This window comes from Roseofilum halophilum BLCC-M91, assembly GCF_030068445.1.
Taxonomy (GTDB): Bacteria; Cyanobacteriota; Cyanobacteriia; order Cyanobacteriales; family Desertifilaceae; genus Roseofilum; species Roseofilum halophilum.
The window spans coordinates 1-25,585 of record NZ_JAQPOK010000085.1 but is presented as its reverse complement, the minus strand read 5'-3'; the positions used below and the strand labels follow the sequence as shown (position 1 = coordinate 25,585).

At 49.0% G+C, this 25,585-nt stretch carries 28 protein-coding genes and 3 tRNA genes; 12 read left to right on the top strand and 19 right to left on the bottom strand.

Annotated features, from left to right (window positions below; all coding sequences use genetic code 11):
- Positions 1-61: 61 nt before the first annotated feature.
- The 3 genes from PJF56_RS11090 to PJF56_RS11080 all read right to left on the bottom strand — a co-directional run bounded on the left by PJF56_RS11090 (position 62) and on the right by PJF56_RS11080 (position 1,893).
- Entirely contained in the window at positions 62-409 is a 348-nt protein-coding gene (locus PJF56_RS11090; protein ID WP_283762732.1) for a XisI protein, read from the bottom strand.
- Complete coding sequence (locus PJF56_RS11085) at positions 397-819, bottom strand: XisH family protein (RefSeq protein ID WP_283762731.1); 423 nt, start codon at positions 817-819, stop codon at positions 397-399. Before PJF56_RS11085 ends, PJF56_RS11090 begins: the two co-directional genes overlap by 13 nt.
- Positions 820-996: 177 nt before the next feature.
- A complete protein-coding gene (locus tag PJF56_RS11080) occupies positions 997-1,893 on the bottom strand; it encodes an alpha/beta fold hydrolase (protein ID WP_283762730.1) in 897 nt (298 codons plus the stop codon).
- A gap of 182 nt (positions 1,894-2,075) precedes the next feature.
- Here PJF56_RS11080 and PJF56_RS11075 point away from each other — a divergent pair, with 182 nt between their 5' ends.
- The 4 genes from PJF56_RS11075 to PJF56_RS11060 all read left to right on the top strand — a co-directional run bounded on the left by PJF56_RS11075 (position 2,076) and on the right by PJF56_RS11060 (position 5,032).
- A complete protein-coding gene (locus PJF56_RS11075; protein WP_283762729.1) occupies positions 2,076-2,399 on the top strand; it encodes a thioredoxin family protein in 324 nt (107 codons plus the stop codon).
- Between the two features lie 26 nt (positions 2,400-2,425).
- A complete protein-coding gene (locus tag PJF56_RS11070; RefSeq protein ID WP_347179522.1) occupies positions 2,426-3,598 on the top strand; it encodes an LL-diaminopimelate aminotransferase in 1,173 nt (390 codons plus the stop codon).
- A gap of 343 nt (positions 3,599-3,941) precedes the next feature.
- Positions 3,942-4,775: an NF038130 family PEP-CTERM protein gene (locus PJF56_RS11065; RefSeq protein ID WP_283762727.1), complete on the top strand. Its 834-nt coding sequence runs from the start codon at positions 3,942-3,944 to the stop codon at positions 4,773-4,775.
- A 174-nt stretch (positions 4,776-4,949) separates the two neighbouring features.
- Positions 4,950-5,032, top strand: a tRNA-Leu gene (locus tag PJF56_RS11060).
- 206 nt (positions 5,033-5,238) lie between these two features.
- On the opposite strand, the gene PJF56_RS11055 is transcribed toward PJF56_RS11060, so the two are convergent.
- The 3 genes from PJF56_RS11055 to PJF56_RS11045 form a co-directional block, all read right to left on the bottom strand.
- Positions 5,239-5,310: transfer RNA gene (locus tag PJF56_RS11055), tRNA-Lys, on the bottom strand.
- A 55-nt stretch (positions 5,311-5,365) separates the two neighbouring features.
- A complete protein-coding gene (locus PJF56_RS11050; RefSeq protein WP_283762726.1) occupies positions 5,366-6,322 on the bottom strand; it encodes an NAD(+) kinase in 957 nt (318 codons plus the stop codon).
- Positions 6,323-6,410: 88 nt separating this feature from the next.
- Positions 6,411-7,397, bottom strand: coding sequence for an SDR family oxidoreductase (locus PJF56_RS11045; protein WP_283762725.1), 987 nt, complete (start codon positions 7,395-7,397; stop codon positions 6,411-6,413).
- Between the two features lie 124 nt (positions 7,398-7,521).
- Here PJF56_RS11045 and PJF56_RS11040 point away from each other — a divergent pair, with 124 nt between their 5' ends.
- A complete protein-coding gene (locus PJF56_RS11040) occupies positions 7,522-7,653 on the top strand; it encodes a hypothetical protein (protein ID WP_283762733.1) in 132 nt (43 codons plus the stop codon).
- Here the strand turns inward: PJF56_RS11040 and petM are convergent.
- Positions 7,609-7,716, bottom strand: coding sequence for a cytochrome b6-f complex subunit PetM (gene petM / locus PJF56_RS11035; RefSeq protein ID WP_271939003.1), 108 nt, complete (start codon positions 7,714-7,716; stop codon positions 7,609-7,611). The genes PJF56_RS11040 and petM overlap by 45 nt on opposite strands.
- A gap of 102 nt (positions 7,717-7,818) precedes the next feature.
- Here petM and pdxA point away from each other — a divergent pair, with 102 nt between their 5' ends.
- Together pdxA and PJF56_RS11025 are read left to right on the top strand one after the other, a co-directional pair.
- Positions 7,819-8,862 carry a 4-hydroxythreonine-4-phosphate dehydrogenase PdxA gene (pdxA, locus tag PJF56_RS11030; RefSeq protein ID WP_283762724.1) on the top strand — a complete coding sequence of 348 codons (1,044 nt, stop codon included), beginning with the start codon at positions 7,819-7,821 and terminating at the stop codon, positions 8,860-8,862.
- A gap of 168 nt (positions 8,863-9,030) precedes the next feature.
- Positions 9,031-9,252, top strand: a complete 222-nt coding sequence (locus PJF56_RS11025; protein ID WP_283762723.1) for a DUF4327 family protein — start codon at positions 9,031-9,033, stop codon at positions 9,250-9,252.
- Between the two features lie 59 nt (positions 9,253-9,311).
- Here the strand turns inward: PJF56_RS11025 and PJF56_RS11020 are convergent, their stop codons facing one another.
- Complete coding sequence (locus tag PJF56_RS11020) at positions 9,312-9,698, bottom strand: hypothetical protein (protein WP_283762722.1); 387 nt, start codon at positions 9,696-9,698, stop codon at positions 9,312-9,314.
- 67 nt (positions 9,699-9,765) lie between these two features.
- Between PJF56_RS11020 and PJF56_RS11015 the strand changes: the two genes are divergently transcribed.
- Positions 9,766-10,935, top strand: a complete 1,170-nt coding sequence (locus PJF56_RS11015) for a cysteine desulfurase family protein (protein WP_283762721.1) — start codon at positions 9,766-9,768, stop codon at positions 10,933-10,935.
- 30 nt (positions 10,936-10,965) lie between these two features.
- Here the strand turns inward: PJF56_RS11015 and PJF56_RS11010 are convergent, their stop codons facing one another.
- The 4 genes from PJF56_RS11010 to PJF56_RS10995 form a co-directional block, all read right to left on the bottom strand.
- Positions 10,966-11,859 (bottom strand): fructosamine kinase family protein, encoded by an 894-nt coding sequence (locus PJF56_RS11010; RefSeq protein WP_347179521.1) that lies wholly within the window; start codon positions 11,857-11,859, stop codon positions 10,966-10,968.
- Positions 11,860-12,103: 244 nt separating this feature from the next.
- Positions 12,104-13,429 (bottom strand): M16 family metallopeptidase, encoded by a 1,326-nt coding sequence (locus tag PJF56_RS11005; protein ID WP_283762719.1) that lies wholly within the window; start codon positions 13,427-13,429, stop codon positions 12,104-12,106.
- Positions 13,430-13,601: 172 nt separating this feature from the next.
- A complete protein-coding gene (gene psaJ / locus PJF56_RS11000; protein ID WP_271936499.1) occupies positions 13,602-13,727 on the bottom strand; it encodes a photosystem I reaction center subunit IX in 126 nt (41 codons plus the stop codon).
- A 39-nt stretch (positions 13,728-13,766) separates the two neighbouring features.
- Positions 13,767-14,261, bottom strand: a complete 495-nt coding sequence (locus PJF56_RS10995; RefSeq protein WP_283762718.1) for a Photosystem I reaction center subunit III — start codon at positions 14,259-14,261, stop codon at positions 13,767-13,769.
- A gap of 200 nt (positions 14,262-14,461) precedes the next feature.
- Between PJF56_RS10995 and tsaD the strand changes: the two genes are divergently transcribed.
- Positions 14,462-15,520: a tRNA (adenosine(37)-N6)-threonylcarbamoyltransferase complex transferase subunit TsaD gene (gene tsaD, locus PJF56_RS10990; RefSeq protein ID WP_283762717.1), complete on the top strand. Its 1,059-nt coding sequence runs from the start codon at positions 14,462-14,464 to the stop codon at positions 15,518-15,520.
- 98 nt (positions 15,521-15,618) lie between these two features.
- On the opposite strand, the gene PJF56_RS10985 is transcribed toward tsaD, so the two are convergent.
- Both PJF56_RS10985 and PJF56_RS10980 read right to left on the bottom strand, forming a co-directional pair.
- Complete coding sequence (locus PJF56_RS10985; protein ID WP_283762716.1) at positions 15,619-16,506, bottom strand: alpha/beta fold hydrolase; 888 nt, start codon at positions 16,504-16,506, stop codon at positions 15,619-15,621.
- A gap of 84 nt (positions 16,507-16,590) precedes the next feature.
- On the bottom strand, positions 16,591-17,316 hold the full coding sequence (locus PJF56_RS10980; RefSeq protein ID WP_283762715.1) for an ACT domain-containing protein: 726 nt from the start codon (positions 17,314-17,316) through the stop codon (positions 16,591-16,593).
- 77 nt (positions 17,317-17,393) lie between these two features.
- Between PJF56_RS10980 and PJF56_RS10975 the strand changes: the two genes are divergently transcribed.
- Together PJF56_RS10975 and PJF56_RS10970 are read left to right on the top strand one after the other, a co-directional pair.
- Positions 17,394-17,924 (top strand): GNAT family N-acetyltransferase, encoded by a 531-nt coding sequence (locus PJF56_RS10975; RefSeq protein WP_283762714.1) that lies wholly within the window; start codon positions 17,394-17,396, stop codon positions 17,922-17,924.
- 206 nt (positions 17,925-18,130) lie between these two features.
- Positions 18,131-18,204, top strand: a tRNA-Pro gene (locus tag PJF56_RS10970).
- A gap of 65 nt (positions 18,205-18,269) precedes the next feature.
- Here PJF56_RS10970 and PJF56_RS10965 read toward each other — a convergent pair.
- The 3 genes from PJF56_RS10965 to PJF56_RS10955 all read right to left on the bottom strand — a co-directional run bounded on the left by PJF56_RS10965 (position 18,270) and on the right by PJF56_RS10955 (position 22,501).
- Positions 18,270-19,256 carry a DnaJ C-terminal domain-containing protein gene (locus PJF56_RS10965; protein ID WP_283762713.1) on the bottom strand — a complete coding sequence of 329 codons (987 nt, stop codon included), beginning with the start codon at positions 19,254-19,256 and terminating at the stop codon, positions 18,270-18,272.
- Between the two features lie 81 nt (positions 19,257-19,337).
- Positions 19,338-21,647 carry a molecular chaperone DnaK gene (gene dnaK / locus PJF56_RS10960; RefSeq protein ID WP_283762712.1) on the bottom strand — a complete coding sequence of 770 codons (2,310 nt, stop codon included), beginning with the start codon at positions 21,645-21,647 and terminating at the stop codon, positions 19,338-19,340.
- A gap of 203 nt (positions 21,648-21,850) precedes the next feature.
- On the bottom strand, positions 21,851-22,501 hold the full coding sequence (locus PJF56_RS10955; protein WP_283762711.1) for a Uma2 family endonuclease: 651 nt from the start codon (positions 22,499-22,501) through the stop codon (positions 21,851-21,853).
- A 9-nt stretch (positions 22,502-22,510) separates the two neighbouring features.
- Between PJF56_RS10955 and PJF56_RS10950 the strand changes: the two genes are divergently transcribed.
- On the top strand, positions 22,511-22,675 hold the full coding sequence (locus tag PJF56_RS10950; RefSeq protein ID WP_283762710.1) for a PEP-CTERM sorting domain-containing protein: 165 nt from the start codon (positions 22,511-22,513) through the stop codon (positions 22,673-22,675).
- 84 nt (positions 22,676-22,759) lie between these two features.
- Here the strand turns inward: PJF56_RS10950 and PJF56_RS10945 are convergent, their stop codons facing one another.
- Both PJF56_RS10945 and PJF56_RS10940 read right to left on the bottom strand, forming a co-directional pair.
- Positions 22,760-23,002, bottom strand: coding sequence for a hypothetical protein (locus PJF56_RS10945; RefSeq protein WP_283762709.1), 243 nt, complete (start codon positions 23,000-23,002; stop codon positions 22,760-22,762).
- A 143-nt stretch (positions 23,003-23,145) separates the two neighbouring features.
- On the bottom strand, positions 23,146-25,266 hold the full coding sequence (locus PJF56_RS10940) for a heavy metal translocating P-type ATPase (RefSeq protein WP_283762708.1): 2,121 nt from the start codon (positions 25,264-25,266) through the stop codon (positions 23,146-23,148).
- Positions 25,267-25,585 lie beyond the last annotated feature (319 nt).

Below are 25,585 nucleotides of genomic sequence, written 5' to 3'. Positions count from 1 at the left end.
CGATCGATTTTCAAAACCCGCCCCCACCCCATCGATAACTGGACTCGATCTTGACTCATTGTTAAGCTATAGCAAATCCAGTATAGGGACGAATCGAGGGTTGTTTGTATCCCAAGACAATTTTATCTTTGGGAATTCCCGCCTCCATTAAATCGATCGCGATACCGTATTCTGTACCATCCCTTTGAATCCAAATTTTGCCATTAATGATCTCAAGATCCATCAAACAGCCATGGATACGAGAACCGTTCTTGTTCCAGCCATCAGACATGACAACATAGTGGTCTTGAGTGGCATCAAATACGGTTTTGTTCTGAAGCTCTAAGATATCAGGATTAGCATATTGACGGGTGGTGAATTCCGATAGTAAGGTCTTGATGACCGTCCGATATTGCTCTAGCTCATCCATGATATGATTACCTCCTGCTCTGAGTTGAAAACAAGTAACTGAAATCGACGATTTTCTAAGAGAACTTGACCGATTGACATTGAGTCTTCAAATAGATCGCTAAATACAACATCTCGGATGGCTAAGAAAAGTTTTCTTTCTGGTTCAATTCTAGCCAGTAAGTCTTGGTAAAGGATAAATTGACCTAGAGCATTTTTCAGATCTTGAATATCGGATAATCCCACAAAGCTTTTAACTTCAATGGCAATGCGGCGATCGCCTTTTTCTGCTCCCAGAAATTTTTCTGCTCCTAAATCAATAAATAAGTCTTTTTTTCCCCAGCGCATAGGATAAGGATCGTGGGTGATTTTCCAGCCATCTTTAATCAATGCTTGTTTGCAGTTGTCGTGATAAAGATCTTTGGCAGGCATAGTGAAGTTATTCTCGCTGAAATCTATGATAATATATGAAGAATCAGGATTTTTCTAGAAAGAAGATGGCTACCTATCAAGAGATTTGCCAACAAGTCCAGACTCTAGACTGTAACTATGATCGTGGTTATTTCTTCTGGTTGATCTCACTGGGTTCCGACAGGTATGGTGAGTGCCCTACCGTAAGGAGGGTTGGCTACAGTGTTCTAATATCAATTCGGCGGTTTTTTGCGGTTGCTCTAAATGGGGAGTATGGCCAGACTGCTCGATCCAAATCAGTTTAGCGTGGGGGATGGCCTGCTGAAATTTGGCCGCATCAGCAGTGCCGAGAATGCGATCGCCCTCTCCCCATAAAATAAGCGTTGGATGGGTCACTTTTTCAACCTTGTCCGCCATATTATTGTAGCCGCCACTGAGGGTAAAACTAACCATGGCTTCTGTCCAATAGGGCATCTTTAAATGCAGCGCTCCACAGAGTCGGGCATCCACGGAAGCCCACTTAGGATCGTAATAAGCTCGCACAGCGACAGACTGTCTCACCCAAGATTGACGTAAAAAATTGGCTGCACCATAGACCAGGGGTTTTAACCATTTTGCGGTGATGGCTTGACCGTTGGCAAATCCGGCACTATCAATTAAGACTAACTGTTCTACGGCTTCGGGATAGGTGAGGCTAAAGTCGATCGCCGTTCCCCCGCCCATGGAAACGCCCACTAAAATCACCGGTTTTTGAATCAGAGTTTGCCAAACGGAGTGTAAATGAACCTTAATCGCTTCTGGACTCACGGGTAAATCAGGCCGTCGTTCGGTGAAGCCAAACCCGAATAAATCGATCGCCCAAGTCTCCTGATGTTGGGCTAACAGAGGCAATAACCGCCGAAACTCTAATAGGGAACTATCAAACCCCGGCAATAACACAATCGGAGTCCCTCCATTGCCCTGATGCACATAGGAAGTGATAATCGGTTCAGGACTTAAGGGAGTGGCGATCGCCTCTTCTTGGATCGCTTGGATCATGCCGATAGAAGTCTCTTCTGTAAAGGTGTTTAGCTCAGAAGCAAAAATAGGATTCATGGACATCATAGCGCTTCGCTCTAGGTAATAGGCAATAGGGTTTGATGTAGGGGCGGGTTTGAAACCCGCCCCTACATCAAATTAGTTGATTAAAGGGAAAGTCCCGAATCGGGGTATAATAACTTAAGCTAACCTAAAATGGCTCTTCCAGAACTGGTTCTGAATTGTTTATCTGATTCCTTATGAGTACCCCGATTACGATTACTGACTCTCAATTTGAATCTGAAGTCCTCAAAGCCTCTAAACCTGTCCTGGTATACTTTTGGGCAGCTTGGTGTGGCCCCTGTCGCTTGGTGAGTCCTTCGATCGATCAAATTGCGAGGGAATATGGCGATCGCCTAAAAGTGGTGAAAATGGAAGTAGACCCCAATCCAGAATCCGTGAAAAAATACGCTGTAGAAGGAGTTCCCGGATTGCGCCTGTTCAAATCAGGAGAACTCACCGCTTCTGCTGAAGGGGCACTCACCAAACCCAAATTAGTAGAACTGATCGAACCCCACCTATAACCCATCTCCCCATTCCCTGTCCCATGATTCGTTTTGCCGATCGCCTCAAATCCTTTGAACATAATGTCTTTGCTGACATGGATCGCGGCAAAGGCAAAGCCAAATCTGCTGGTTTAGAAGTAATCGATTTATCCTTGGGATCGTCCGATCAACCCACTGCACCCCACATTATAGAGGCGATCGCCAAAACTCTCCCCGATACCCGCACCCATGGCTATCAACTCTTCAGCAGTACCCTCCCCTTCCGGCAAGCCTGCGCTCAATGGTACACCAATAAATACAATATTCCCGTCGATCCCGAAACCGAAGTCCTCGCCCTTATTGGCTCTCAAGAAGGAACCGCTCATCTCCCCCTAGCGCTCCTCAACCCTGGCGATATTGCCATTTTGCTCGATCCGGGCTATCCCTCCCACTATGGTGGGGTTTACTTTGCTGGAGGCGAACTCTACACCCTCCCCTTGCGCCAAGAAAACGGATTTTTACCCAACTTTAGGGATATTCCCCCCTCCGTCTTAGACAAAGCGCGGATGATGGTTCTCAACTATCCCCATAATCCCACCTCCGCCACTGCGCCCCTCTCCTTCTTTAAAGAAGCCGTAGATCTCTGCTTGCGCCACAATATCGCCCTGATTCATGATGCTCCCTATGCCGAATTCGTCTTTGATGGTAAACCCCCGTCCCCTTCCGTGCTGCAAGCTGACCCCGATAAAGCCATCTCCATCGAATTCTTTTCTCTGTCCAAAACCTACAGTATGGGCGGGTTTCGCGTCGGTTATGCCATTGGAAATCCGGAACTGATCGCCGGACTGCGGCAAGTCAAGGCAGTGGTAGACTTTAATCAATATCAAGGCATCTTTAATGGGGCGATCGCCGCCCTCCAAGGCTCCCAAACCCATATCCAGACCACCATTAACCGCTTCCAACAGCGTCGAGATGCCTTTATCCGCACCATGGACGACATCGGCTGGACTATTTCTCCCTCCGCCGCCACCCTGTTTGTCTGGGCGAAACTACCGAAAAAATGGGAAAAACACTCAGTTGAATTCTGCACTAAACTCGTGGAAACCACAGGGGTTGCTGCATCCCCAGGAGCCGGTTTTGGCCCCAATGGTGAGGGTTTCGTTCGTTTTGCCCTCGTCCATGACCCCCACATTCTCCAACAGGCAGCCACTCGGATCGGTGAGTTTCTGCGATCGTAAAAATACGGAAAACTAGATCTGAATCCTCTGGAAAACTTTATAGAAACTTGATTGAATCTTTATCGTAACTTCACCACAGGGCAAGGGTTTCAGGCTATGATAAGAACAAGTTGAACGGAAACAACTTTCCCCAACTCATCTATCCCAAGCTCTAGGAAGAAAAGGGTTTTTTCAAAGAATAACAATCACGTTACTCTAGTGAACTCGGTCACATCCCTTCCCCAAACAGCAGCTTAATATGGGACTCAGTTGAGAGGAAAGCCACTTCCCAACAACTTATTGAAGATCACACGCCAAACTGACACACTTAAAAAATTCTAGGAGAGAGATTATGTTTAACACTATGAAAAAAATCGCTATGGGTGCTTCCGTCGTCGCTGGTGTCAGCGTCCTCGGCGCTCCCGCCTTCGCCGGTACTCTAACCGGAGTCAGCACAACTGGAGATGTTCGCGTATTTGAAGAACTTGGTGGTGGACAAGTTGGACTCTCTGGTAGCAACGGTAGCGCAGCTATTATCGATGCTCTAGGAAGTGCAGGTAGCGTTGAACTAGACGACAATATCGACTACGGCTGGGGCAATGAAACCCCCTCGACCTTAACCGCTAACTTCACCGACGGCAGCATCATGTTTGGTTCCGTGGGTCAAGCCGACTGGTTAGGTGGCTTGGGCACTCAATGGACTAACGGAATTTATAGCGCTTACACCCCTCAGTTAGGTGGATTAGGTATTGGCTCTGGCGCTCAACTTTTCGGTGCTATCCAAACAACTCTCTCTAGCTACAATGTCTTCCAACGCCTGAGCGACCCCAACATCCAATCCGTCAGCAGTAACAACGGCGAATACTCCTTTGAATTAGCTGGTCATGACACCTTTGCTAGTGGTCTACAACTTAATGTAAGTGACCCACTCTATCCTGTATTATCCACAATGATGGCTAGTGAAGTCGTTAAATACAGCTTAGATGGCGGTACAAGCTGGGATTATGCCTACAGCTTTGGAGAAAATTCCTATGCCTCTGGTGTGGTTGATGCCGGTGATAACTTCTCCTTCACCCGCAACTACCAATTCACCGTCGGCACTCCCAACCCCGTTGATGTTCCTGAACCTTCTGCTCTCCTCGGTTTAGCTGCCATTGGTGGTCTGGTGACTGCTGCCAAGCGCCGCAAGAATGCCTAGGTCAAGCGCTGGTGAAGCTGGTATGCACAGGGTAAAGGAGTCAGATTTCCTCCGAATTGAACGATAGAACAAATCAGGGAGCCATAAGGCTCCCTTTTTCTGATCTTCTTGGAAATTCAAGCTAGACATTTAGATTAGTCTCTGCTACAATAGGAGATTGTGACACCTAATTATGCGGATGTGGCGGAATTGGTAGACGCGCTAGATTTAGGTTCTAGTGTCCTCGCGACGTGAAGGTTCAAGTCCTTTCATCCGCATTGACTAAAACTCATATTTTGCCGATCCCCCTCCACTGCCTTCAGTTTGCCCAAACTGAACAAAATAGGCAGATTTTAGCCGGTTTTCGCTTTTTCGGCTTCAGACCTGGAGGGGGCGATCGGAAATCGCGGTGAGTTTCTGTGTTTGTTTATAGTATGTAAGGACTTAGGGCTGAAAGTCCCACGGCATATAGCATCCTGATTAATAGGTGACCAGGGACTCGAACCCTGAACCAAGAGATTAAGAGTCTCCTGCTCTACCGTTGAGCTAGTCACCTACATGCTGTGAGTCTCAACTTACAATTATAGGCGATCGCCAAAATTCAGGCAACCTTAAGGTAACTCCACTGAGGTCGGTTTGGCAATATGAGGCAATCCCCAGCCTAATTTTTCTCGGAGAATGCGAAAGAACTCCGTAGACTGTAAGCGAACAAACCGGGCACGATAGGGGGCTTTTTCAATCACCACCTCATCTTCAGAGGAAACATAACATCCCCCATTACCATCGACCACCATCACTAGCCGATTCGGATACACGGGATAAATCGTTACCGGGTCGCTATCATTAAAGATCAGAGCGCGTGAGGCTAAAGAATGGGGGCAAATGGGCATCAGTTGCAGCACGGGCACTCCCGGCGTTACCACGGCTCCTCCTGCACTCAGGGAGTAGGCCGTTGAGCCGGTAGGGGTGGAGACAATAATACCATCAGCCGCCATATCCACAGGGGCATGATGACTAATTTTAATTTCAAAATGGCACATACTCGTCAGGGGTTCTCGGTGCAGTACCATTTCGTTTAAGCATAGGGCTTCCCAGACACTAGGACGTAGGGGACGATCGCCAGTAGAAGAAGCATTTTGAGCATGATTGTTATAGACGCGCACCGTTAACATGGTGCGGTCTTCTATGGTGTAGTTGTCATTCTCCACCCGATCGATCGCTTCTGAAAGATGATTAATATAAGTTTCCGTCAGAAAGCCCATATGGCCCGTATTCACCGTTAACATGGGAATGCCACAAGGGGCCACTTGTCGAGCAGCCGAAAGCACCGTACCATCGCCACCTAGGACGATCGCCACTTTCATCTGTGAATTAAATTCTGGGGGAACCACATGATCGATGGGAGTATGACAGATAGGACGATCCGGATGGGAATATCCCAATATTCCCCCTGCACCTGTCGCCAGTTTCACGCTCCATCCCCGTTGGATTAGTTGCTGTTCTAGTTCTTCTGCGACTCGACAGGCAGTTGGTTTAATGTCGTTGTAAATAATCCCAGCTTCGGGCACGCTAATACCAGTATTGAGAAGGTTTTCTAATGATTCGTTTAAGGATTGTACTTCACAGGGGTTCAATCCTGCACACCCATTTAGGGTTTTAGGAACCCGATTTAAAGGGGCTTCTGCGTTTTTTGCTTTTCTGCTTCATTTTATCGCGCTCGTATTCGACTTCTTTGAGTTTTTTCAAAATACGGCTAAAGTATTCCTGCATATAGGAGTCTAAGGTAGTGGTGTCTTTCGGGTCAAGGCCAAACACACTATAGACTTCCTCCATGGGGGCGATCAGAGGCTTGCCACTGGCTTGAACTTCGGCAAAGGCCAGGCGATCGCTAATATTCCAAGTCCATTGGAAAAATTGAGCGATCTGACGCACCGCACGCAACAACCCGATCGGCATTCGGGAAACCCTCGCCTGTCGTCCAGAGAGTCTCTCGCATAAGGCAATAATTTCATCCCCGCTCCACGCTTTTGTCCCCACCAGAGGAAAGGTGCGCTTTTCGGTTTCCGGTACACTCAAGGCCCGCACGGCAAATTTAGCGATATCTTGGGTATCCATATAGGCCACGGGTGAAGATTTGCCCATTACCCAAACCCCCTGTTGATCCAGAATCGGAATGGCATACTGGGGAATCAGTCCCTGCATAAAGCCAGCTAACTGAAAAATGGTGTATTTCAGCTCTGCCTGTTTTAAGAACAGTTCTGTACAGTGCTTGATTTGCATCAACGGCACTTGGGGATATCGATCCGCATCCAGGATAGAGAAAAATAGGTAGCGTTCAATACCGGCTTCTTTCACCGCTTGAATCAGGGAGACTTTGGCTTCCCAGTCTACTTCTTCCATACTCAGAGAGTCTGTAGGCCGCGAAGTGGCTGCATCAATCACGGCCGTGACTCCCTCAAGGGCTTTTTTGATACTTTGCATTTGACATAAATTTCCTGGGGCTAGTTCCGCTCCCCGTTCCTTCAGAAACCCGGCTTTTTGAGGATTACGCACTAAAGCGCGAACCGAGTGGCCTTCTTCTAAGGCGCGGAAGGTAATCTGCCTTCCCAGTGTGCCTGTGGCTCCAACGATTAATAAGGTCATTGATATATTTTAAAAAAACGTTAACTTTTTATAAGAGTCTATCAGAAAACTTCAAAAATCTTGACATTTGCTCATAATTTTTCTGGATTTCGGCACAGATCCCGATGGCTTCAATCCAATAGGGATGGCTAAGAAGAAGGCGGGGAAGCTTCCCCGCCAAGGATTAGAGCTTACAGCCGATCGCTGTGAACTTGAGTTAAGCTCCTTCAGATTAGCCTTCAACGCTATCCTGAATTTTCAGCAGCAGGAAGCCTAAACCTAGGCCCACCATGATTAAACTGGAAGATAAGAGTGCGGCATTAAAGATTTCAGCGCCCATGGTTTAAGTAATATCCTTTTAGGTGAACGATCGAGGGATAGAGGCTTACGACTAAGCCTATAGGTTGATTGTAGAACAGTTTCGGGTAATGGGTAATAGGTAATGGGTAATAGGTTGAATCATTTAGCGATTACACTCGGCGATCCGATGGGCATTGGCCCGGAAGTGATCCTCAAAGCCTTGGCCGATCGCCAGCTTGAGGAGCAAATTCAGATGACTGTGGTGGGGTCTGCGTCCATTTTACAGGACACTTACAGCCGTTTAGCTCCCCTGGGACAACCTTTGGCCGATCCCGATCGCCTCTCGATTCTCGATATTCCCCTACCGGATCGCGTCGCCAAGGAACTCAGGTTAGGGGTGGGAAATCAGGCCAGTGGATGGGCTAGTTTTGCCTATTTGCAAGAAGCCATTTCCCAAACCCTCCAGGGTCACTTTCAAGGAATTGTCACCGGCCCGATCGCCAAATCCGCTTGGAGTGCGGCTGGATACCATTATCCGGGACAAACTGAACTTTTAGCTGAAAAATCTGGAACAGACCAATTTGGGATGCTTTTTGTCGGGCGATCGCCCCATACCCAATGGCAATTAATCACCTTGTTAGCAACCACTCACATTCCCCTAGCCAAAGTTCCAGAAATCTTAACATACACTCTCATAAACCAGAAGCTACAATTGTTAGTTAACGTATTGCGCGACCAGTTTGGCCTTGCCCAACCTCGCATCGCGATCGCCGGACTTAATCCCCATAGCGGCGAGCAAGGGCAACTCGGTACTGAAGAGATCGATTGGCTCATTCCCTGGCTAGAAGCGTCTCGCCAGGCCTATCCGGATCTCACCCTAGATGGGCCAGTACCACCAGACACTTTATGGGTTAAACCCGCTCAAGCATGGTATGACTCGTCCTTTGCAGCCCAAACCCATGATGCCTACATCGCACTCTACCATGACCAAGGATTAATTCCCGTGAAAATGATGGCGTTCGATCGGGCAGTCAATACCTCTATCGGTTTGCCCTTCATTCGCACATCACCCGATCACGGAACGGCTTTTGATATTGCAGGCAAAGGACTTGCCCATGCTACCAGCATGACGGCTGCCATTCAACTGGCCACTGAACTGGTTTACCAGAAAAGTGTTATTGGTTGATGACTTTGGCAAGATATCTTAATATAATTAGAGGCGATATAGCGTAAGAATAGAAAAAGTTCAGTATTCAGGAATACAGAACTTAAGTTAAAATCCAATGGATGGCGATCGAACGCCTATCTCCTAACGTGGCCATACACAATCATTGCAAACATCAAAAGAGTGAACATGCTTCAATCTATTCGTTATTCCTTAAATATGATTCAAGACGAGGCCCGCAGCCTCGTGCAAAACGGAACGATCAGCCGTCAGCAACCGATTTATGTGCTTTGTAAATATATTCCCGCCCGTGAATGGGGTTATGTAGAGTGTGAATTAGAAAACGGCAATTTCTTGCTCAGAGACCGGATTGGAGACCTTTTAGGACGCGAAGAATGGGATAATGACTAGATTTCAAGCCAAACCAGGAGATGAATTCACTGACATTCATCCCCTGGAGCGCCAGAACTCTAACTTTCTTCCTGTCGCAATTTCTCTAACTCAGAGCGCAAAGTTGAAATTTGCGTCGTCAGTTCTTCAATTTCTGCTTGTGGATCTCGATCGCATGGCGCTTCCGGTTCTCCATCGGACTCATCAGTAGACTCAGCATCAGCAGCACTCTCCGAGGAAGTCGTCTTTTGTTTCATCAAGTTATCTACAAAATTGCGAGCTTCTTCTTCCGTGATTTTTCCTTTTTCTGACCATTCTTGAGTCAGATCTGCTAACTCTTGGCTCAGTTTGCGCCAACTTTCTTGGCGTTTCTGCTCATCTTGTAGAACTTCGGCAAAAGAAGCCGTTGCACCTAGGGTCACATGAAAGCTTTGTTGTAACAGTTGCACTAAGGTTTCAGAATTCATATTCTTGTTTTAGGCTTGAGGATATGGGCAATATCATTGCCCTGATTCTACTCTAAGATCCTAGAATATGTCTGAGCGACCGATTTATCTTGACTCCCATGCCACTACGCCAGTCGATGGACGGGTTGTAGAAGTCATGTTGCCCTACTTCACAGAACGCTTTGGTAATGCGGCCAGTATTACCCACGCCTATGGGTGGGAAGCTGAAGCAGCCGTTAGCCGTGGCCGAGAGAGTTTAGCTCAAGCCATTGGCAGCACTCCAGAAGAAATCATTTTCACCAGTGGAGCCACTGAAGCCAACAATCTAGCCATCAAGGGGGTAGCTGAGGCGTATTTTAGCAAAGGTCGCCATCTAATTACGGTTACCACTGAACATAATGCCGTTTTAGATCCCTGTGAGTATTTAAAATCATTAGGCTTTGAAGTCACGTATTTGGGGGTCGATGCTCAAGGGTTAATCAATCTAGAAGAGCTAAAAGCAGCCATGGGCGAAGAGACTATCTTAGTTTCTGTGATGGCGGCCAATAATGAGATTGGGGTCATTCAACCCTTAGCCGAAATCGGCCAAATTTGCCGCGATCGCCAAGTGCTATTCCACACCGACGCAGCCCAGGCGCTAGGTAAAATTCCCCTGAATGTCCAGGAGATGAACATCGACTTAATGTCCCTGACTGCCCATAAACTCTACGGCCCCAAAGGTATTGGAGCCTTATACGTCAGGCGACGCAACCCCAGAGTCAAACTTGCTGCCCAGATCCACGGAGGCGGCCATGAGCGGGGACTGCGATCGGGAACTCTTTATACTCCACAAATCGTGGGTTTTGCGGAAGCCGTGCATTTAGGCATGGCAGAACAAGAAACGGAAGCCCAACGCCTAACCCAACTTCGAGAACAGCTTTGGAACACCTTAAGTTCCCTAGACGGCATTCACCTCAACGGTCACCCGACCCAAAGGCTACCCGGTAATCTCAATATCAGTGTCGAAGGTGTAGACGGCTCTGCCTTGCTGTTAGGATTGCAACCTATTGTTGCCCTATCCTCCGGTTCCGCTTGCACCTCCGCCAAAATTGCCCCTTCCCATGTTCTCTTAGCATTAGGTCGAGAAGAAAAACTGGCCTATGCCTCCGTGAGATTCGGTATGGGCCGATTCAATACTGAATCAGAAATTGAGCAAGTCGCCCAACATTTCATCTCCACGGTCACAGCCTTACGCAAAGCTTTCTCTTTCCAGAAATAGGGCCCAGAAACGCCTATCTAATGTCAGACCTCATCGCAGTAATTGGCGGATCATGCTGTTGGCTTGGGAGCCATAACCGCCGCCAAACAGATTAAAGTGATTGAGAATATGATAGAGATTGTAAAGGGTTTTGCGGACACTATAACCCGGATTGGGGGGCAAAACTTGATGGTAACCTTGATAAAAAGAGGCAGGAAAACCGCCAAATAATTCAGTCATGGCTAAATCCACTTCGCGATCGCCAATATAAGTCGCTGGATCAAAAATTACCGGTTCTCCAGACACCAAGCAAGCAGCGTTTCCCGACCATAAATCCCCATGCACTAAGGAGGGTTGGGGGTGATGATCCCGCAAGAGTTCGGGCAGGGCAGCTAACAGTTCCTTCTCTTGCGGAAAATTTCCCCCTCGCCGTTTCGCCAGTCGAAATTGATAGCCTAATCGATGCTCACGATAAAAGTCTACCCAGTCGGCTGTCCAGGTATTGATTTGGGGGGTTGAGCCAATGGTATTATTGCCATCCCAACCAAACTCTGGGCGAGGTGGTTTAGCCCTGTGCAGATGGGCCAATTGTCGCCCCATTTCTTCCCAAGATTGGGACTTTCCGCCCCCAAATTCTAACCATTCCAAGACAATGTAGGCTGAGTTGCCTGCAACTCCGGTACAAATGGGAGCGGGGACGCGGATGGTTTGGGTATCGTACATTTGTTGTAAACCCAAGGCTTCGGCGGCAAACATTTCGATGTCCACAGCGCGATTGAGTTTAACAAAATAGGCGCGTTCACTGAGCGTAGTCGAAGTGCGATCGTCCCTTCCCTGGACTTGATATCCTTGATTGATACACCCCCCAGCAACGGAGCGATGGGATTGGATTTCAAAGGGTTGGTTGGTGACTTCGCTGATGCGATCGGCAATTAGATTCCACATGGCTCGGTTGAATAGCGTTTTCATGTGAGACGTAAACTTGGAATGCCCTCTCCCTTTCATGTCCGCTTGCGGAAAATCCCTCTCCCTTGGGAGAGGGACTTCTGCTCCCCTTCTCCTGTGGGAGAAGCACCGCCCTGAGCGGAGCCGAAGGGGGGTTGGGGGATGAGGGCAATCGTTCATAACTGATTTAAAAAGGCTAGATAATTAACAATTAAATTATTAATTGTTAATTGTTAATTGTTAATTATTCCGGTCTTATGGTGACGATACCATAGGCTTCTGGAGAAAGATAAGAGCGGGCGGCAGCTTGCAGATCTTCCACCTCTAGGGAACGGATGCAGGTGGCATAATTGAGGGCCAGATTCACATCTTGGAGCATGGCTTGATGATATCCATACAGATTAGCGCGATCGCTCGGTGTTTCCGTGCCAAAGACAAACCGGTTTGCCACTTGAGTACGAATGCGTTGTAACTCTGAATCTTGCAGATTATAGCTCAGGGATGCAATTTGTTTGGCGATCGCCTCCTCCACCTCGGCTAAATGCTCCGTTGGCAACTGGGCCGCCACATAAAACAACCCCTGGCTATGATAAGTTAAATTCGCCGCCATCACACTCGACACCAAATTCTGTTCTTCCCGCAACTGACGCACCAACCGAGAAGTCCGTCCTTGAGACAAAATAGAACTGAGAATATCAAACGCATAGGTTTTATCCTGAGCTAAAGCACCCGGAACCCGCCAAACCATCACCAACCGCCCTTGCTGCAAACTCGGATCGACAAACTCTCGGCGCTCAATCGTAGTAAACGGTGCTTCACTCAAACCATTAAAAGGGGCAGTGTCTGACAACTGCCCGAATGGGGGTATAACCGATTGAGTCTTTTTCAACCCTTCCCCATTGACGGTGAGGGTGCAACTATCAGCCACAATTTGAATCAACTCATCCACCGGCAGATTCCCCACAACTGCGGCAGTGAGGTTTTGGGGATGATAATAATGCTGATGAAACTCCCGCATTTGCTCAGGTTTCAGGGTTTCGATCACCTCTTTTGGGCCTAAAACTGGGCGACGATAGGGCAGGGTTTCAAAAGCCAATTCCATCGCCCTTTGATAAACTCGGCGACGGGGATTATCTTGGGAGCGATGAATTTCTTCAATCACCACCGAGCGTTCCCGCTCAAAGGCTTCATCAGGAATACTGGCATTAAAGACCACCTCAAATTGTAGGGGCGCTAAATCCATAAAGTCTTGAGGCGCTGTGGTGATATAGAATTGGGTGTAATCTTGGCTGGTTAGAGCATTGGTCACTGCTCCTCGTTCTTCGATCTGGCGCTCAAATTCACCGGCAGGCAGGTTTGGCGTTCCTTTGAAGATCATATGCTCTAGGAAGTGAGCCATGCCATTGATGGGGTCTGATTCTACCGCAGAACCGACTGGAAGCCACAGGCTTAAATTCACGGCATCTACGGGCATTTGCTCGGCGACGATGGTTAACCCATTGTGTAGGTGACGCACGGTTGGAGCAATACACCGTCCCGGAGTAGCTGACCTAAGCAAGGTTGAAGTCATTGAAGAAAAGTATCACAAGGTACAAGATTCCTTTTCTATGGTAAACACTTCTGCCAAAACTTGGGATGTAAGGGATCAAAAAACGCCTTTGGTATGACTCCAAAGGCGCTGTCGCTTAATTTAATCTTTTCTTCCCAACACAGCAAATTGCTAGGTGAGTATTCCTGAAAACTTACATTGGATGGAATAGTAAGTCAGGATAAAAACGGTTAAACTCGATTAGAATTCCAGCCGTGACTGTTAGTAATAACATAATCAAAACTGGAGCTGTGGACAGATACTTAAGTAAACCTTCCATGTGAAGACTCCAAAACAAAACACAGACTTGAACAGACCATTAACGGGGTGAAACCGTAATTTCGTCATCCTTAGCGAACATTTCTCCGCTCATCATGTCTTTCGCTGCGACCAGGGGCCAAGCAAAGCCAGAGAGCATCATTTTAATCGCTAGGGGTACATCGATAACCACTTCTTTTTCTTCGGGTTTTTTCTCACCACGAATGGCGATCAGGTAAGCACGACCTACCCAACCAATCCAACCGGTAATATAAAGAAAGAGTAAGCTGGGAATAATGAAGTCTCCAGCATGGCTTAGACGACCATCAACCACCAGGTGGGGGAGGCCATCTTCACCACAGAGGGCTTCAGAATACCGTTCAAATCGTTTGGCCCCAGATTGGGGATCATCGGTGGTGGCGCGAGCTGTTTTAGCCCGTTGCAGAAAAGCGGGAGATTCACTACAGGGAACCAAGTTTGCTAAATCCGCAGAAGCGGGGGGAACAAAGCCCAGCCACAAACAACACATCAAAACCAGAACAAGCAATCGTCGCATGGAAATGTTTCCTTTTGTTACGAAGTGCAAATAGTATGTTACAAAGAAACCAGAGGCTCTATGAAAGCCAATCATACTGGACTAAAGAGACTCCGTAAAGATTAGAGCTACAAAAAAGTCTCTAAAATGGGCTTTTCTGAACTGTCCACATCGGTGTGCCGTTCAGAAAAGGGTTTTCCTTTAGAACAAGGTAGCAGGCAATGGCAACGATTCTAGCAATTGAAACAAGTTGTGACGAAACTTCTGTGGCAATTGTAAATAAATGTAATGTTCTGAGTAATTTTGTGGCTTCCCAGATGGCCGAGCATGGCCAGTATGGGGGAGTTGTACCGGAAGTGGCCTCTCGCCGTCATCTGGAAACGGTGAATGGGGCGATCGCCGCAGCCCTAGAAGCAGCGAACCTCTCTTGGTCAGAAATTGATGCGATCGCCGCCACCTGTGCCCCTGGTTTAGTGGGAGCCTTACTGGTGGGCATCACGGCCGCGAAAACCCTGGCTCTGTTGCACGATAAACCCTTTATGGGGGTTCACCACCTGGAAGGCCATATCTACGCCTCCTATCTCACCAACCCAGACTTAAAACCGCCGTTCTTGTGTCTTCTGGTCTCTGGAGGTCATACCAGCCTGATCCAGGTTCACCAATGCGGTCAGTATACGACCCTGGGACGAACCCGCGATGATGCGGCTGGGGAAGCCTTTGATAAGGTGGCTCGTTTGCTGGGACTGGGCTATCCGGGAGGCCCCATTATCGACCAATTGGCTCAAACCGGTAATCCGCAAGCTTTTTCCCTACCCGAAGGCCGCATTTCCTTACCGAAAGGGGGATATCATCCCTATGACTGTAGCTTTAGCGGCTTAAAAACGGCGGTGATGCGCCTGGTGAATCAACTGAAGGCGACTGACCCCGATTTACCCATTGCTGACCTAGCGGCGAGCTTCCAGGAAACGGTGGCTAAAGCTCTGACGAAACGCGCCATCCGAGCAGCTCTTGACCACAATCTATCTACCATTGCCATTGGCGGAGGAGTCGCCGCGAACCGGGGGCTACGGCAACATCTAAAAGCGGCTGGAGAAAAGCATAATCTAGAGGTGCTGTTTCCACCGATGAAATACTGTACGGATAATGCGGCGATGATTGCTTGTGCGGCTTCTGCTCATTTTAATCAAGGCGATCGCTCTTCCTTAACCCTAGGCGTTCAGTCGCGGATGGATTTATCTAAACTTCAGACGCTCTATAATGCTACGCGGGGTAATGGGTAATAGGGAATAGGCAATCTCCCTGTCCCCGTGTCCCCGTGTCTCCGTGTCTCCGTGTCTCCGTGTCTCCCCATTCCCCCATTCCCCCATTCCCCTATCCCTTAACTGGCCAGACGATCGCCGATTTCCTCAGCATGAATCAGGCGATCGATCTCTTCAGCCACTCGATCCGTCGCTTCGAGCATCGAAAAATGACCACAACCAGGAAGTTCCACCACATTGTCGTATCCGGAGCGAAACAACTCATGAAAACTTGCCAAATGTCGGACATAACGAGGTTCCATTACCTTATCCTCAGCACCGGCAATAAAATAAACCGGCTGCTGTAACTGAGCCACCAATTGGGGCAAGCGGTGAACCTCCTCCTCCGTCGTCGAATCCAATAAAGCCCCCAATGCCGCCTCATACTGGGCAGTGACAAAATCAATTAACCGTTGTCGTCCCCAAGTTCTCGATAGGGGTTGAGCCACCTGAGAGCGGGTAAAGAGCCAATCGAGCAAAGGCACATCCACCAACCACTGAGGCCGCCGTTTCACCAACTGAGCGCCAGCAGAGCGGAAGCGCTCGAATTCCTCTTTTAAGTAAATGCCGCCTCCAGAATTGAGGCAAAACACTCCTCCAATGCGATCGCCCAATTGAGAAGCCGCCCATAGAGACACACTCCCCCCCAAAGAATGGCCCACCAACCAAGCCTTCTCAATTTGTAATCGATCCAGGAGTAGCCCCAAATCCTTAGCATAATCGCTGGGAGTATATCCCAAAATCGGCTCGCCCTCATTGCCCTGTAAACCTTGTATAGTCTCCGATTCACCAAAGCCACGCAAATCATAGGCTAAACATTGATAGTGCGATCGCAGTTGCTCAACCAAAGGCCGCCAATAGGCCCGGCTCAACAACCAGCCATGAACAAACACCAACGTTGGGTTAGCCGTTTTCGGTGCAGTTAATTCATAAGTATGGGAAACGCCCAGGATATCGATTTTTGCCATACTCCTATCCTATCCTGAACCGTGTCTGACTCTAATCCAATTGGAAATTTTGATGATCATCCATTACCCATTACCGATTACCCATTAATTTAGATCGCCCAATAAGCGCTGCTTCACACTTTCAGCAATCTTCTGACCCAAATATTCCGGAATCAAGCTTTCATTGGGCCCAAGCAAATAGAGAATCAGCCGCGTGCGTCCCCTCCAGACCAACAGATTGGCATTCACCACCAATAAATCCTCTTGCCAAATGGCGTACATCACCTTATAGAACAATCCCGGTTGATTATCAGCCTCAATCAGTAAAGCCGGTAGATGAAACACCGGATCGACATAAAACTCCGTATCCACCTGTTCTAACCCCGCATCCAGATTAAACTCCACCGCCAACATCTCCTCCACCTCAAAATGTCCCGCTAAGGCTTCCTGAATCGCTCGACAGACATTCTCTGCTGTTTTCTCCAGCAGCGCTTTCCCCCCTCTAGAGACCACCAACTTGATAAACACCAGCATCGGGGGATGAATTTGACCATAGAGACTGAGGCTATGAATCGTTAATCCATAGGCAGCCAGAACCCCAAAGATATCACTCAATAGGAACGACTGATTCCGATAAGCAAAGTGGAGAGAGCTTTTCGCCGATTCTGTACGCACTTCAATCACGGCTTTCTGGCGTTTGTAGAGTTGATAGGCCAGTTTCAGGTTTTGCAGTTGGATATCAGAACTGACAAACTGCTCATAGAATTGGGGAAACGCTCGGTTAAAGCGTTTGAGCAGTTCTAAGGTAGAGGATTTTAAACCCTGAGCCATAATGGAAGGAAAAAATTAGGGGAGATATACTAAGCTAATATTGTCTATTTAACTTTGACTACTTCAATTACACCTGCATGGGTTTTTGGAAAAGCTTGTTTAGCAGCTCTGATACTCCAATAACAACGAGTCCAGGAAAAACACTGGAATATTTTGCTACTTTGGATCTCAAGAGCGATTCTGGAAAGGTTTCCCGTATTGTGTTTAGCACGAATCGGGACATCGACCTATACGAACTTGAAGAGCTATGTGATGCGGTTGGTTGGTCTCGCCGTCCTTTACGGAAAGTCAAAAAAGCGATCGAGCATAGCTTTCTGGTGATTTCGATGTGGGATTTACGAGGCAACCATCGTCGGTTGATTGGGTTTGCTAGGGCAACCTCGGATCACGCATTTAATGCGACTCTCTGGGATGTGGTGGTTCATCCAGCATTCCAAGGGAGAGGTCTGGGTAAGGCCCTGATGAAGCATACAATTAAGAAACTCCGTAGTGAAGATATTAGCAACATTACCTTGTTTGCCGATCCTCATGTCGTGGAATTTTACCGAAATCTGGGTTTTCTCCAAGATCCAGAAGGAATTAAGGGGATGTTTTGGTATCCAAACTAGGGGAGAGAGACGGCATGGAAGTGTATCGACTCTTGGAGATCTGGGACTCAGGTTGACTTGGGGAGCAAGCGCTCTACCTGTCTTCCCCCTCTTTTTTTGTGGCTGAACGTTCTGTTCAAGGCAGAGGATGCGAAGATCGATCTATCCTTTGGATTGGCTTCTAGCCAAACTGGACTGATATGGGTTATAGTGTTATTACGTTCGTCCGGGATGTAGCGCAGCTTGGTAGCGCGCCTGCTTTGGGAGCAGGATGTCGCAGGTTCAAATCCTGTCATCCCGATTCAACTTTAACCCTTATGATGACAGGCTTCTCGCCTGTGGTTTCCTGCTTCCAAAGCACTAACCCTATTCCCTGTCTGATTTCCACAGGGCTTCGCGCAAATTATCTTCTAAATCTCGCAGTTTTTCATAGAGTTCCTGTTGTTCTGGGGTTAATTCGGTGGGAAACTGAATCTCAATTTCTACTACCTGATCGCCCCGTCTGCCTCGGTTGTCGGGATATCCTTTATTGGCTAATCGTAGTTTTTGACCGCTTTTCACTCCTGGGGGTAAATTCATTTTCACTAACCCATCCAGGGTGAAGACTTCTACTTGTCCGGATAAAATGGCTTCTACTGGAGTAATGGGCAGTTTACAATAGATTTCATTCCCTTCAATTTGCAGGAAGGGATGGGGGGCAACGGTGATTTTCAGGTATAAATCGCCGCCATTCATGCCCAACTTCCGCAGGCGCATTTTTTCACCGCTTACCATACCGGGGGGCATGTCTACTTCTAAGGAGCGACCATCTTCTAAGCGGATACGCTCTTTTCCACCTCGATAGGCTTTTTCTAGGGGTAAGGTTAATAGGGCTTCGATATCCCGTTTCATGGGTCGGGATTCGCTGGTAACCGTGTTATAAACTTTAGAGCGTCCGGGACTGTAGGCTTGGGCATTGCGTTCGACGGGACGCGATCGCTTGCCAGTGGGTTGTCCCTGATTCACCTCCCGACGGCGATTCAGCAAGCTATCGAGAAAACTATCGAACGTGGGAAATTGATTAAAATACTCAATTTCTGCGGAAGAAAACTTGGAGCTACTATTGCGTTTGCGGTTATTTTGGCGCTGTCTTAAAAAGAAACTCAGTTGGTCATATTCCGTCCGTTTCCCCGGATCGGAGAGGACTTCATAGGCTTCTAAAATATCCTTAAATCGCTCCTCAGCTTCCTTATTACCAGGATTGAGATCGGGATGATATTGACGAGCCAAGCGGCGATAAACCCGCTTGATCTCTTCAGTGGGGGTATCGGGGCTAACTCCCAGAATCTCATAATAGTTCCGAAAGTTTTGCATGGTTTTGTTCACTTAGGGTTCTGGGAGAATAGGGAATAGGGAATAGGGAATAGGGAATAGGGAATAGGGAATAGGGAATACCTACAACCATTCATCGTCATCTCCCCAATCTTCATCATCATAGGCATTATATTGATTATACCTGGCTCGGCCGGGGGGTTCTGGAGGACGACGAGAGTCGCGGATTGGGGGTCGATTGGGTTCCCTTGACCGGGGGGGCGGATAGTCCCGTGTTGGGGGATAGTCTCGCCTTGGCGGTTCATAATCCCGTGTTGGGGGATAGTCTCGCCCTCGTGGGGCGTTCCGTGGGGGTGGATAATCCGGGTCTCGTGGGTCGTTTCGTGGAGGGGGATAATCCCGTGGGGGTGGATAATCCTGGGCGGGCGGATAATTTCTCGCTGGGGGATAGTCTCGCGCTGCCGGTGGATAATTCCGTTCTGGGGGTGCGTATTCCCGTCGGGTTTTATAGGCTGGACTATCATAATCGTAACTTTCGCGGCGATCGAATTCATCCTCATCATCGCCCAAGAAGGTGCGCCGCAGGGTTCCCAAAAAGCCGTCATCCTCTTCTTCGCTCATCCGCAAGCGCACTTCCCGATTGAGATCGTAGAGAATGTCTTGTAAGTCTGCTCCTGCTTGGTCAATTCCTCGGTCATCGCCTCGGCGCAAATACTCCCGCAGTTCCTGGACAATGGGATCGATATCCCGGCGGTATTGGTTGGCAAACTGCATCCCAAAATCTAGGGTGGCTTCCCGCAGTTGGCGTTCTGCTTGGGTAATGAGGGCTTCTGCACGGTTGAGCTTTTCTACTCTTTCCCGACGCTCCCGGTCTACCTGGGCATAGCGTTCGGCATCCTGGATCATTTGGTTGATTTCGTCGGAGGAGAGGGTGGAGGCTCCTTGTATGGTCAGGCCTTGTTCCCGACCGGTGGTGCGGTCTAGGGCGGCGACTTGCAAGATGCCATTGGCATCAATATCGAGGGAAACCTGAATTTGGGGGATTCCCCTCGGGGCAGGGGGAATGCCGGAGAGTCGGAAGCGACCGAGGGATTTGTTATCCTTGGACATTTCCCGCTCTCCTTGCAGGATGTGGACTTCGACAAAGGTCTGGTTGTCTTGGGATGTGGAGAAAATATCCGATCGCCGCACGGGTATGGTAGTATTGCGCGGAATCAGTTTTTTCATTACCCCACTGGCGGTTTCGATACCCAGAGAGAGAGGGGTGACATCGAGCAGCAGCACGTCTTTGACGATGCCGGAGAGAATACCGGCTTGAATGGCTGCGCCTACAGCGACGACTTCATCGGGGTTAACGTTTTGGTTGGGTTCTCTGTCGATGAAGCTGCGAACCAGTTGCTGAACGATGGGAATGCGGGTGGAACCGCCTACGAGAACGACTTCATCGATTTGGACGGGGCTGAGTCCGGCATCGTACATGGCGCGTTTGATGGGACGGCGCAGACGGGAGAGCAAGTCGCCACAAAGTTCTTCAAATTGCGATCGCGTCAACCGGGTTTCTAAATGCTTGGGCCCATCTTCTGTTGCCGTAATAAACGGTAAGTTAATCTCCGTTACCGTCACCCCCGACAGTTCAATTTTCGCCTTTTCCGCCGCTTCTGTCAGTCGTTGCAGCGCTTGGCGATCGCGCCGTAAATCTACCCCTTCCGTCTCTAGAAATTGTTCGGCCAACCAATCAACAATTTTTTGGTCAAAGTCATTGCCCCCCAATTGGGTATCCCCACTGGTAGAGCGCACCTCAAACACCCCATCCCCAACTTCGAGGATCGAAACATCAAACGTTCCTCCCCCCAAGTCAAACACCAGGATAGTTTGCGCCGCTCCCCGCTCTAACCCATAAGCCAGCGAAGCAGCCGTGGGTTCATTAAGAATCCGTTTGACCTCTAACCCGGCAATTTTCCCCGCATCCTTAGTCGCTTGCCGTTGGGAATCATTAAAATAAGCTGGAACCGTAATCACTGCACCAGTGACCGGTTCCCCCAAGTAACGACTGGCATCCTCAGCCAATTTCCGCAAGATCATCGCCGAGATCTCTTCCGGGGCAAAATCTTTTTTCAGCCGAGGACATTTAATTTTGATATTGTCAATTTCATCGCGCCGGATGGTATAGGGGACTCGTTTAGAATCAGCGTTGAGTTCGCCATATCTGCGCCCCATATAGCGTTTAACAGCGTAAAAGGTGTTTTGCGGATTCAGGACAGCTTGGCGACGGGCCATTTGGCCAACCACAAGTTCGCCATCTTTACTGAAGCCAACCACTGAAGGTGTAGTCCGCATCCCTTCTGCATTGGCGATCACCATTGGCTTACCGCCTTCCATAATGGCAACCACTGAGTTCGTTGTCCCCAAGTCAATGCCGACTACTCTACCCATGGATTCTGTCTCTTCCTCGTCTATCTTGTCCGAATTGATGGCTTTATTTTCTCAGTTTATTGTATCGCGCTTCTGGAAGTGCAAGAGGAATGAGTAATAAGTAATGAGTAATGAGTAATGAGTAATGAGTAATGAGTAATAAGTAATGAGTAATAAGTAATGAGTAATGAGCGATCTCCGCGTCCCCCTATCTCCCCATCTCCCTATCCTCCCATCTCCCTATCCCGGACTCCCTGTTGTAACACTGCCAATACCTGGGCTAAATTTCCTGCCAGCAGTGCATCTTTGGCGAGCCACAAGCCAGGAAAGACAACCGAGCGGCAGATCCCATCAGCATCAGCATTTAATAGCACATACTCCCCATTTTGCCAGCAGAACCAGTCGAAGGCTCCATCATAGGTTCGCCAGACTAAATATTCTTGGACTTGGTTGCGACAGTAGACGTTACGTTTTTGGTTGAGGTCAATGGAAGCGCTACTAGCGGCAATTTCCACAATCAGTTCCGGGGGGCCTTCCACATAGTCATCCTCGCTAATGGTACTTTGGCCTTCTGTTTCGATGCGAAGGAGAGCGTCGGGTTGGGTTTCGTTATCAGCATCTAAACGAACCGTTGCGTTATCTAGGAGTTGGATACCTGGAGTCGCAGCCCAGTAAGCGCCCAGCCAAGCCATAACTCGTGCATGGGGTTCGCCGTGAGATTTAGCACGTAGGGGAGATGCCATATAAACAGTTCCTTCGATCAGTTCGGCTTTTTTGACCTGGGGCATGGTGGCGTAGCGGCGCTCAAATTCGCTGCGCGTTAGGCGATCGCCATTTTCCAAAGGCGGTAGAGTTAGGGGTGGGGATAAGGTCATGGGTCAGCAATGAACAATTACAACACTTTTCGCTCTGATGTGGTAAATCTCAATCCCTCTTTCCTGTCCACTTGCGGAAGTTCTGCCTGTAATCCGGAAAAAGTCCCCGAACCTTCGGCCGTTTTGGCACTCTTTGCAGTTGGCGCGATCGGTTCCCTGTTGAAGCGGCGTTAACGTTGATTCAATAAGGCTGTTTTGCTGGACTTGAGACGACAACAGTTGTTCAAGCCCATCGTTGTAGAGAGTCAGGGTTAATCCTCAACTCTCGGCTCTATTTTTTTGTGCCTGAGCCACCCACTCAGATAAGGAAATTTCTGTTTTTCCCGTTGTTCCCTGTTGAGTCAACCGTTGATTCACCGGTTGAGGATCGGGTAACAGGGTAGGGGCTAAAACTAAAACGCCTAATCCAACCCAGAAGAGGGGATGATTACCGTGTCCGTCTTCGAGGATTTCCTTGAGATGAAACGTCACGACGGACTTTTCCAGATGAATCAGAGACATAGGGGTTTAGAGGACTATTTAGAAAGGTTGATTTCTGGCCATAGCGTAGCAGAGTTTGTCCAATTAATGAGAACAATTGTTAGCAATCTTAAAGTAGGGATGGGGGAGATAGGGAGACATGGCAATCTCGTATTACCTATTCCCTAACTTGTCATCTGATGCTCGACTAGGGGACGCAGACTATTGATACCCGCAGCGATCGCCGATCCATTATGAATGGCGGTTGCCACTAAAGGATTCAGTCCCACACTCGAGGCTAACCCCAAGGCCGCCAAATTGGGCGCAACCACCAAGGCAATATTCTGATCGATCAGATTGCGGGTTTGCCGGGCAATGGAAATGGCTTCGAGTAAATCGAGTAAATTATTGTTCATCAACACCACATCCGCCGTTTCCCTAGCAATCTCTGAACCTTGTTCAAAAGACACTGCCACATCCGCATAAGCTAGGGCCACGGAATCATTTAAGCCATCTCCCACAAAGGCCACAGTCCGCCCCGAACGGTGCAAATCTCGCAAGATCCGTGCTTTATCATCGGGGAAGGCTTCCGCATACACCTGTGAGGTGGGAATACCGAGTTCCTGGGCCACTTGGGCTGCCCGTTGGGGCCGATCGCCCGTCAGTAAATGCACGTCAATGCCATAACTATGCTGTAGGGTTTTAATCAGGCGATCGCTCTCTGGACGTAGGGGATCGCGATAGCGAATCACCCCTTGAAGCTGGCGATCGCCAGCTACATAAATCTCAGAGGGGGTATCGCTCTCTGTCTCTTCTCCTTTCTCCCAATCTACTCCAGCTTGGTGTAAAAAGCGCCCACTGCCGACCAAAACCTCCTGGCCGTCAATTTGAGCGCGAACCCCTAAACCGACTTCATAGAACCATTCACCCCGTGACGGAACCGTTACCCCCCTCTCATGGGCATAGTCAACAATGGCCTCAGCTACGGGATGATTCAGCCGTTGTTCTACGGCGGCTGCTAGTTGTAGCACCCGCTCTTCCGATGCCCCATTCATGGCGGTAATCCCGGCTACCGTGATAATCCCTTGGGTGAGGGTTCCTGTTTTATCAAAGACAATGGTATCAATTTCCGCCAGTTGTTCCAGGGTGCGACCACTGCGAACCAGAATCCCATGGCGGGTGGTATGGTTTAAGGCTCCTAAAAAGGCGGTGGGAATGGAGACGCGAATACCGGTTACAAAGTCTAGAGTCAGGATGGCGGCTGCCCTAGAGGGATCGCCGGTGGTGAGCCAGAGGAGAGCAGCCAAAAATAGGGAGGGCCCAATCAGGCGATCGGCGATTTTTTCGGCATAGTTGGCCATGCGAGTATCGTGGACGGGAGCCTTTTGGAGTAAGGCGAGGCTAAGAGCGGCGCGGGTTTGCTCACCGACGCGATCGGCCCGCAGATACAGTTGACCCGATCGCAGTAAAGTTGAAGCTAAGACCGATCCTCCCTCCTGTCTAACCACCGGCATCGCTTCTCCGGTAAGCTGTTGTTGGTCGATCACCCCTTCACCGCGTAATACTGTGCCATCCACGGGAATTTGTTCCCCAGGATAAACGATAACTGTTTGTCCAATTTCTACGCGATCGCTGGGAATTTGCTCTGGGGGTTGGTCGTCTCCCACCTTCACCCAAGCAAACCGCCCGATCGCATCTTTCAGGTTAGCCGTCCGCACTTCCGTTGCTCTAGCCGTTTGTTCCCGGATAATATCTCCCAATTCATGGAGCAAGATCACCATCACCGGAGTGACTTGTTTTCCTTGCCAGGCGTTTAAACTCAGAGCCAGAAAATCCAGACAATCAATATTTAAACGCTGTTCGTTCACAATACTCTCCCATGCTCGTTTGGCCACCGGGAAAGCCGTAAGGATAAAGGCGATCGTCGCTGCTGGACGCAAAACCATACCCGATCGGGGTAGAGTGCGACTGAGTAGAGCCAGGGAAGTCGCCACCAGGGGAAGGCGTAAGCTTGACCACCCTTCTGAATGGCCTTGACTGGGGAGAGCAGCAGGCAGTTCTGGAGGAAGATTCTGGGTAATCTTTTCGATCCGATCCCCTACAATTTGTACAATCTGCCCTTCCTGCAAGACTTGAGGAGCATAACCCACCACCAGAGAGGCAGATAACTGATTAATCCGAACATGCCTCACCCCCGGCCAAGTAGACAGGGTTGCTTCGAGTTGCGGTGCATAGGCAGTATTTTCTTTTAGTTGGGGAACCCGCAAGCGAATTCTTCCGGGAATTGAATGAACAGTCTCTAGCATTGTTTGTGGGTAGATGGGGGGATGGGGGAATGGGGGAGTGGGGGAATGGGGAAACTATTGCATTCCCACCTTGGGGGGATACAGCCGTGGGGTGGGGAGTGGCCACCCAACAGGACAGGCCAGCTTTAATTTTGGGGTTAAGATTGTTGGTGGGGTTGAGCACCGAAACCCAACGCCAGTCTGACGAAAGTTGGGTTTCACTTCGTTCAACCCAACCTACAATTTTAAGCTTGCCGGTCTACTACGGGGCTAGTTCATATTCTCAGATTCTGAATTTCGATCGCCTTGCTCCTCCATAGGAGCAGAGTCTGCTCGATCG

Bases quoted from the DNA above. Each gene is read 5' to 3' on its own strand.
- PJF56_RS10950 (WP_283762710.1), top strand. From the start codon at position 22,511: ATGAACAATTACAACACTTTTCGCTCTGATGTGGTAAATCTCAATCCC.
- PJF56_RS11015 (WP_283762721.1), top strand. From the start codon at position 9,766: ATGTCTGAGCGACCGATTTATCTTGACTCCCATGCCACTACGCCAGTC.
- PJF56_RS11080 (WP_283762730.1), bottom strand. From the start codon at position 1,893: ATGAATCCTATTTTTGCTTCTGAGCTAAACACCTTTACAGAAGAGACT.
- PJF56_RS11045 (WP_283762725.1), bottom strand. From the start codon at position 7,397: ATGACCTTATTAATCGTTGGAGCCACAGGCACACTGGGAAGGCAGATT.
- PJF56_RS10980 (WP_283762715.1), bottom strand. From the start codon at position 17,316: ATGGCTCAGGGTTTAAAATCCTCTACCTTAGAACTGCTCAAACGCTTT.
- PJF56_RS11020 (WP_283762722.1), bottom strand. From the start codon at position 9,698: ATGAATTCTGAAACCTTAGTGCAACTGTTACAACAAAGCTTTCATGTG.
- PJF56_RS11010 (WP_347179521.1), bottom strand. From the start codon at position 11,859: ATGTGGAATCTAATTGCCGATCGCATCAGCGAAGTCACCAACCAACCC.
- petM (WP_271939003.1), bottom strand. From the start codon at position 7,716: ATGGGCGCTGAAATCTTTAATGCCGCACTCTTATCTTCCAGTTTAATC.
- PJF56_RS10975 (WP_283762714.1), top strand. From the start codon at position 17,394: ATGGGTTTTTGGAAAAGCTTGTTTAGCAGCTCTGATACTCCAATAACA.
- PJF56_RS10955 (WP_283762711.1), bottom strand. From the start codon at position 22,501: ATGACCTTATCCCCACCCCTAACTCTACCGCCTTTGGAAAATGGCGAT.
- PJF56_RS11075 (WP_283762729.1), top strand. From the start codon at position 2,076: ATGAGTACCCCGATTACGATTACTGACTCTCAATTTGAATCTGAAGTC.
- dnaK (WP_283762712.1), bottom strand. From the start codon at position 21,647: ATGGGTAGAGTAGTCGGCATTGACTTGGGGACAACGAACTCAGTGGTT.
- PJF56_RS11005 (WP_283762719.1), bottom strand. From the start codon at position 13,429: ATGACTTCAACCTTGCTTAGGTCAGCTACTCCGGGACGGTGTATTGCT.
- tsaD (WP_283762717.1), top strand. From the start codon at position 14,462: ATGGCAACGATTCTAGCAATTGAAACAAGTTGTGACGAAACTTCTGTG.
- PJF56_RS11085 (WP_283762731.1), bottom strand. From the start codon at position 819: ATGCCTGCCAAAGATCTTTATCACGACAACTGCAAACAAGCATTGATT.
- pdxA (WP_283762724.1), top strand. From the start codon at position 7,819: ATGGGTAATAGGTTGAATCATTTAGCGATTACACTCGGCGATCCGATG.
- PJF56_RS11025 (WP_283762723.1), top strand. From the start codon at position 9,031: ATGCTTCAATCTATTCGTTATTCCTTAAATATGATTCAAGACGAGGCC.
- PJF56_RS11040 (WP_283762733.1), top strand. From the start codon at position 7,522: ATGGCTAAGAAGAAGGCGGGGAAGCTTCCCCGCCAAGGATTAGAGCTT.
- PJF56_RS10995 (WP_283762718.1), bottom strand. From the start codon at position 14,261: ATGCGACGATTGCTTGTTCTGGTTTTGATGTGTTGTTTGTGGCTGGGC.
- PJF56_RS10945 (WP_283762709.1), bottom strand. From the start codon at position 23,002: ATGTCTCTGATTCATCTGGAAAAGTCCGTCGTGACGTTTCATCTCAAG.
- PJF56_RS11090 (WP_283762732.1), bottom strand. From the start codon at position 409: ATGGATGAGCTAGAGCAATATCGGACGGTCATCAAGACCTTACTATCG.
- psaJ (WP_271936499.1), bottom strand. From the start codon at position 13,727: ATGGAAGGTTTACTTAAGTATCTGTCCACAGCTCCAGTTTTGATTATG.
- PJF56_RS10965 (WP_283762713.1), bottom strand. From the start codon at position 19,256: ATGCAAAACTTTCGGAACTATTATGAGATTCTGGGAGTTAGCCCCGAT.
- PJF56_RS11065 (WP_283762727.1), top strand. From the start codon at position 3,942: ATGAAAAAAATCGCTATGGGTGCTTCCGTCGTCGCTGGTGTCAGCGTC.
- PJF56_RS10940 (WP_283762708.1), bottom strand. From the start codon at position 25,266: ATGCTAGAGACTGTTCATTCAATTCCCGGAAGAATTCGCTTGCGGGTT.
- PJF56_RS10985 (WP_283762716.1), bottom strand. From the start codon at position 16,506: ATGGCAAAAATCGATATCCTGGGCGTTTCCCATACTTATGAATTAACT.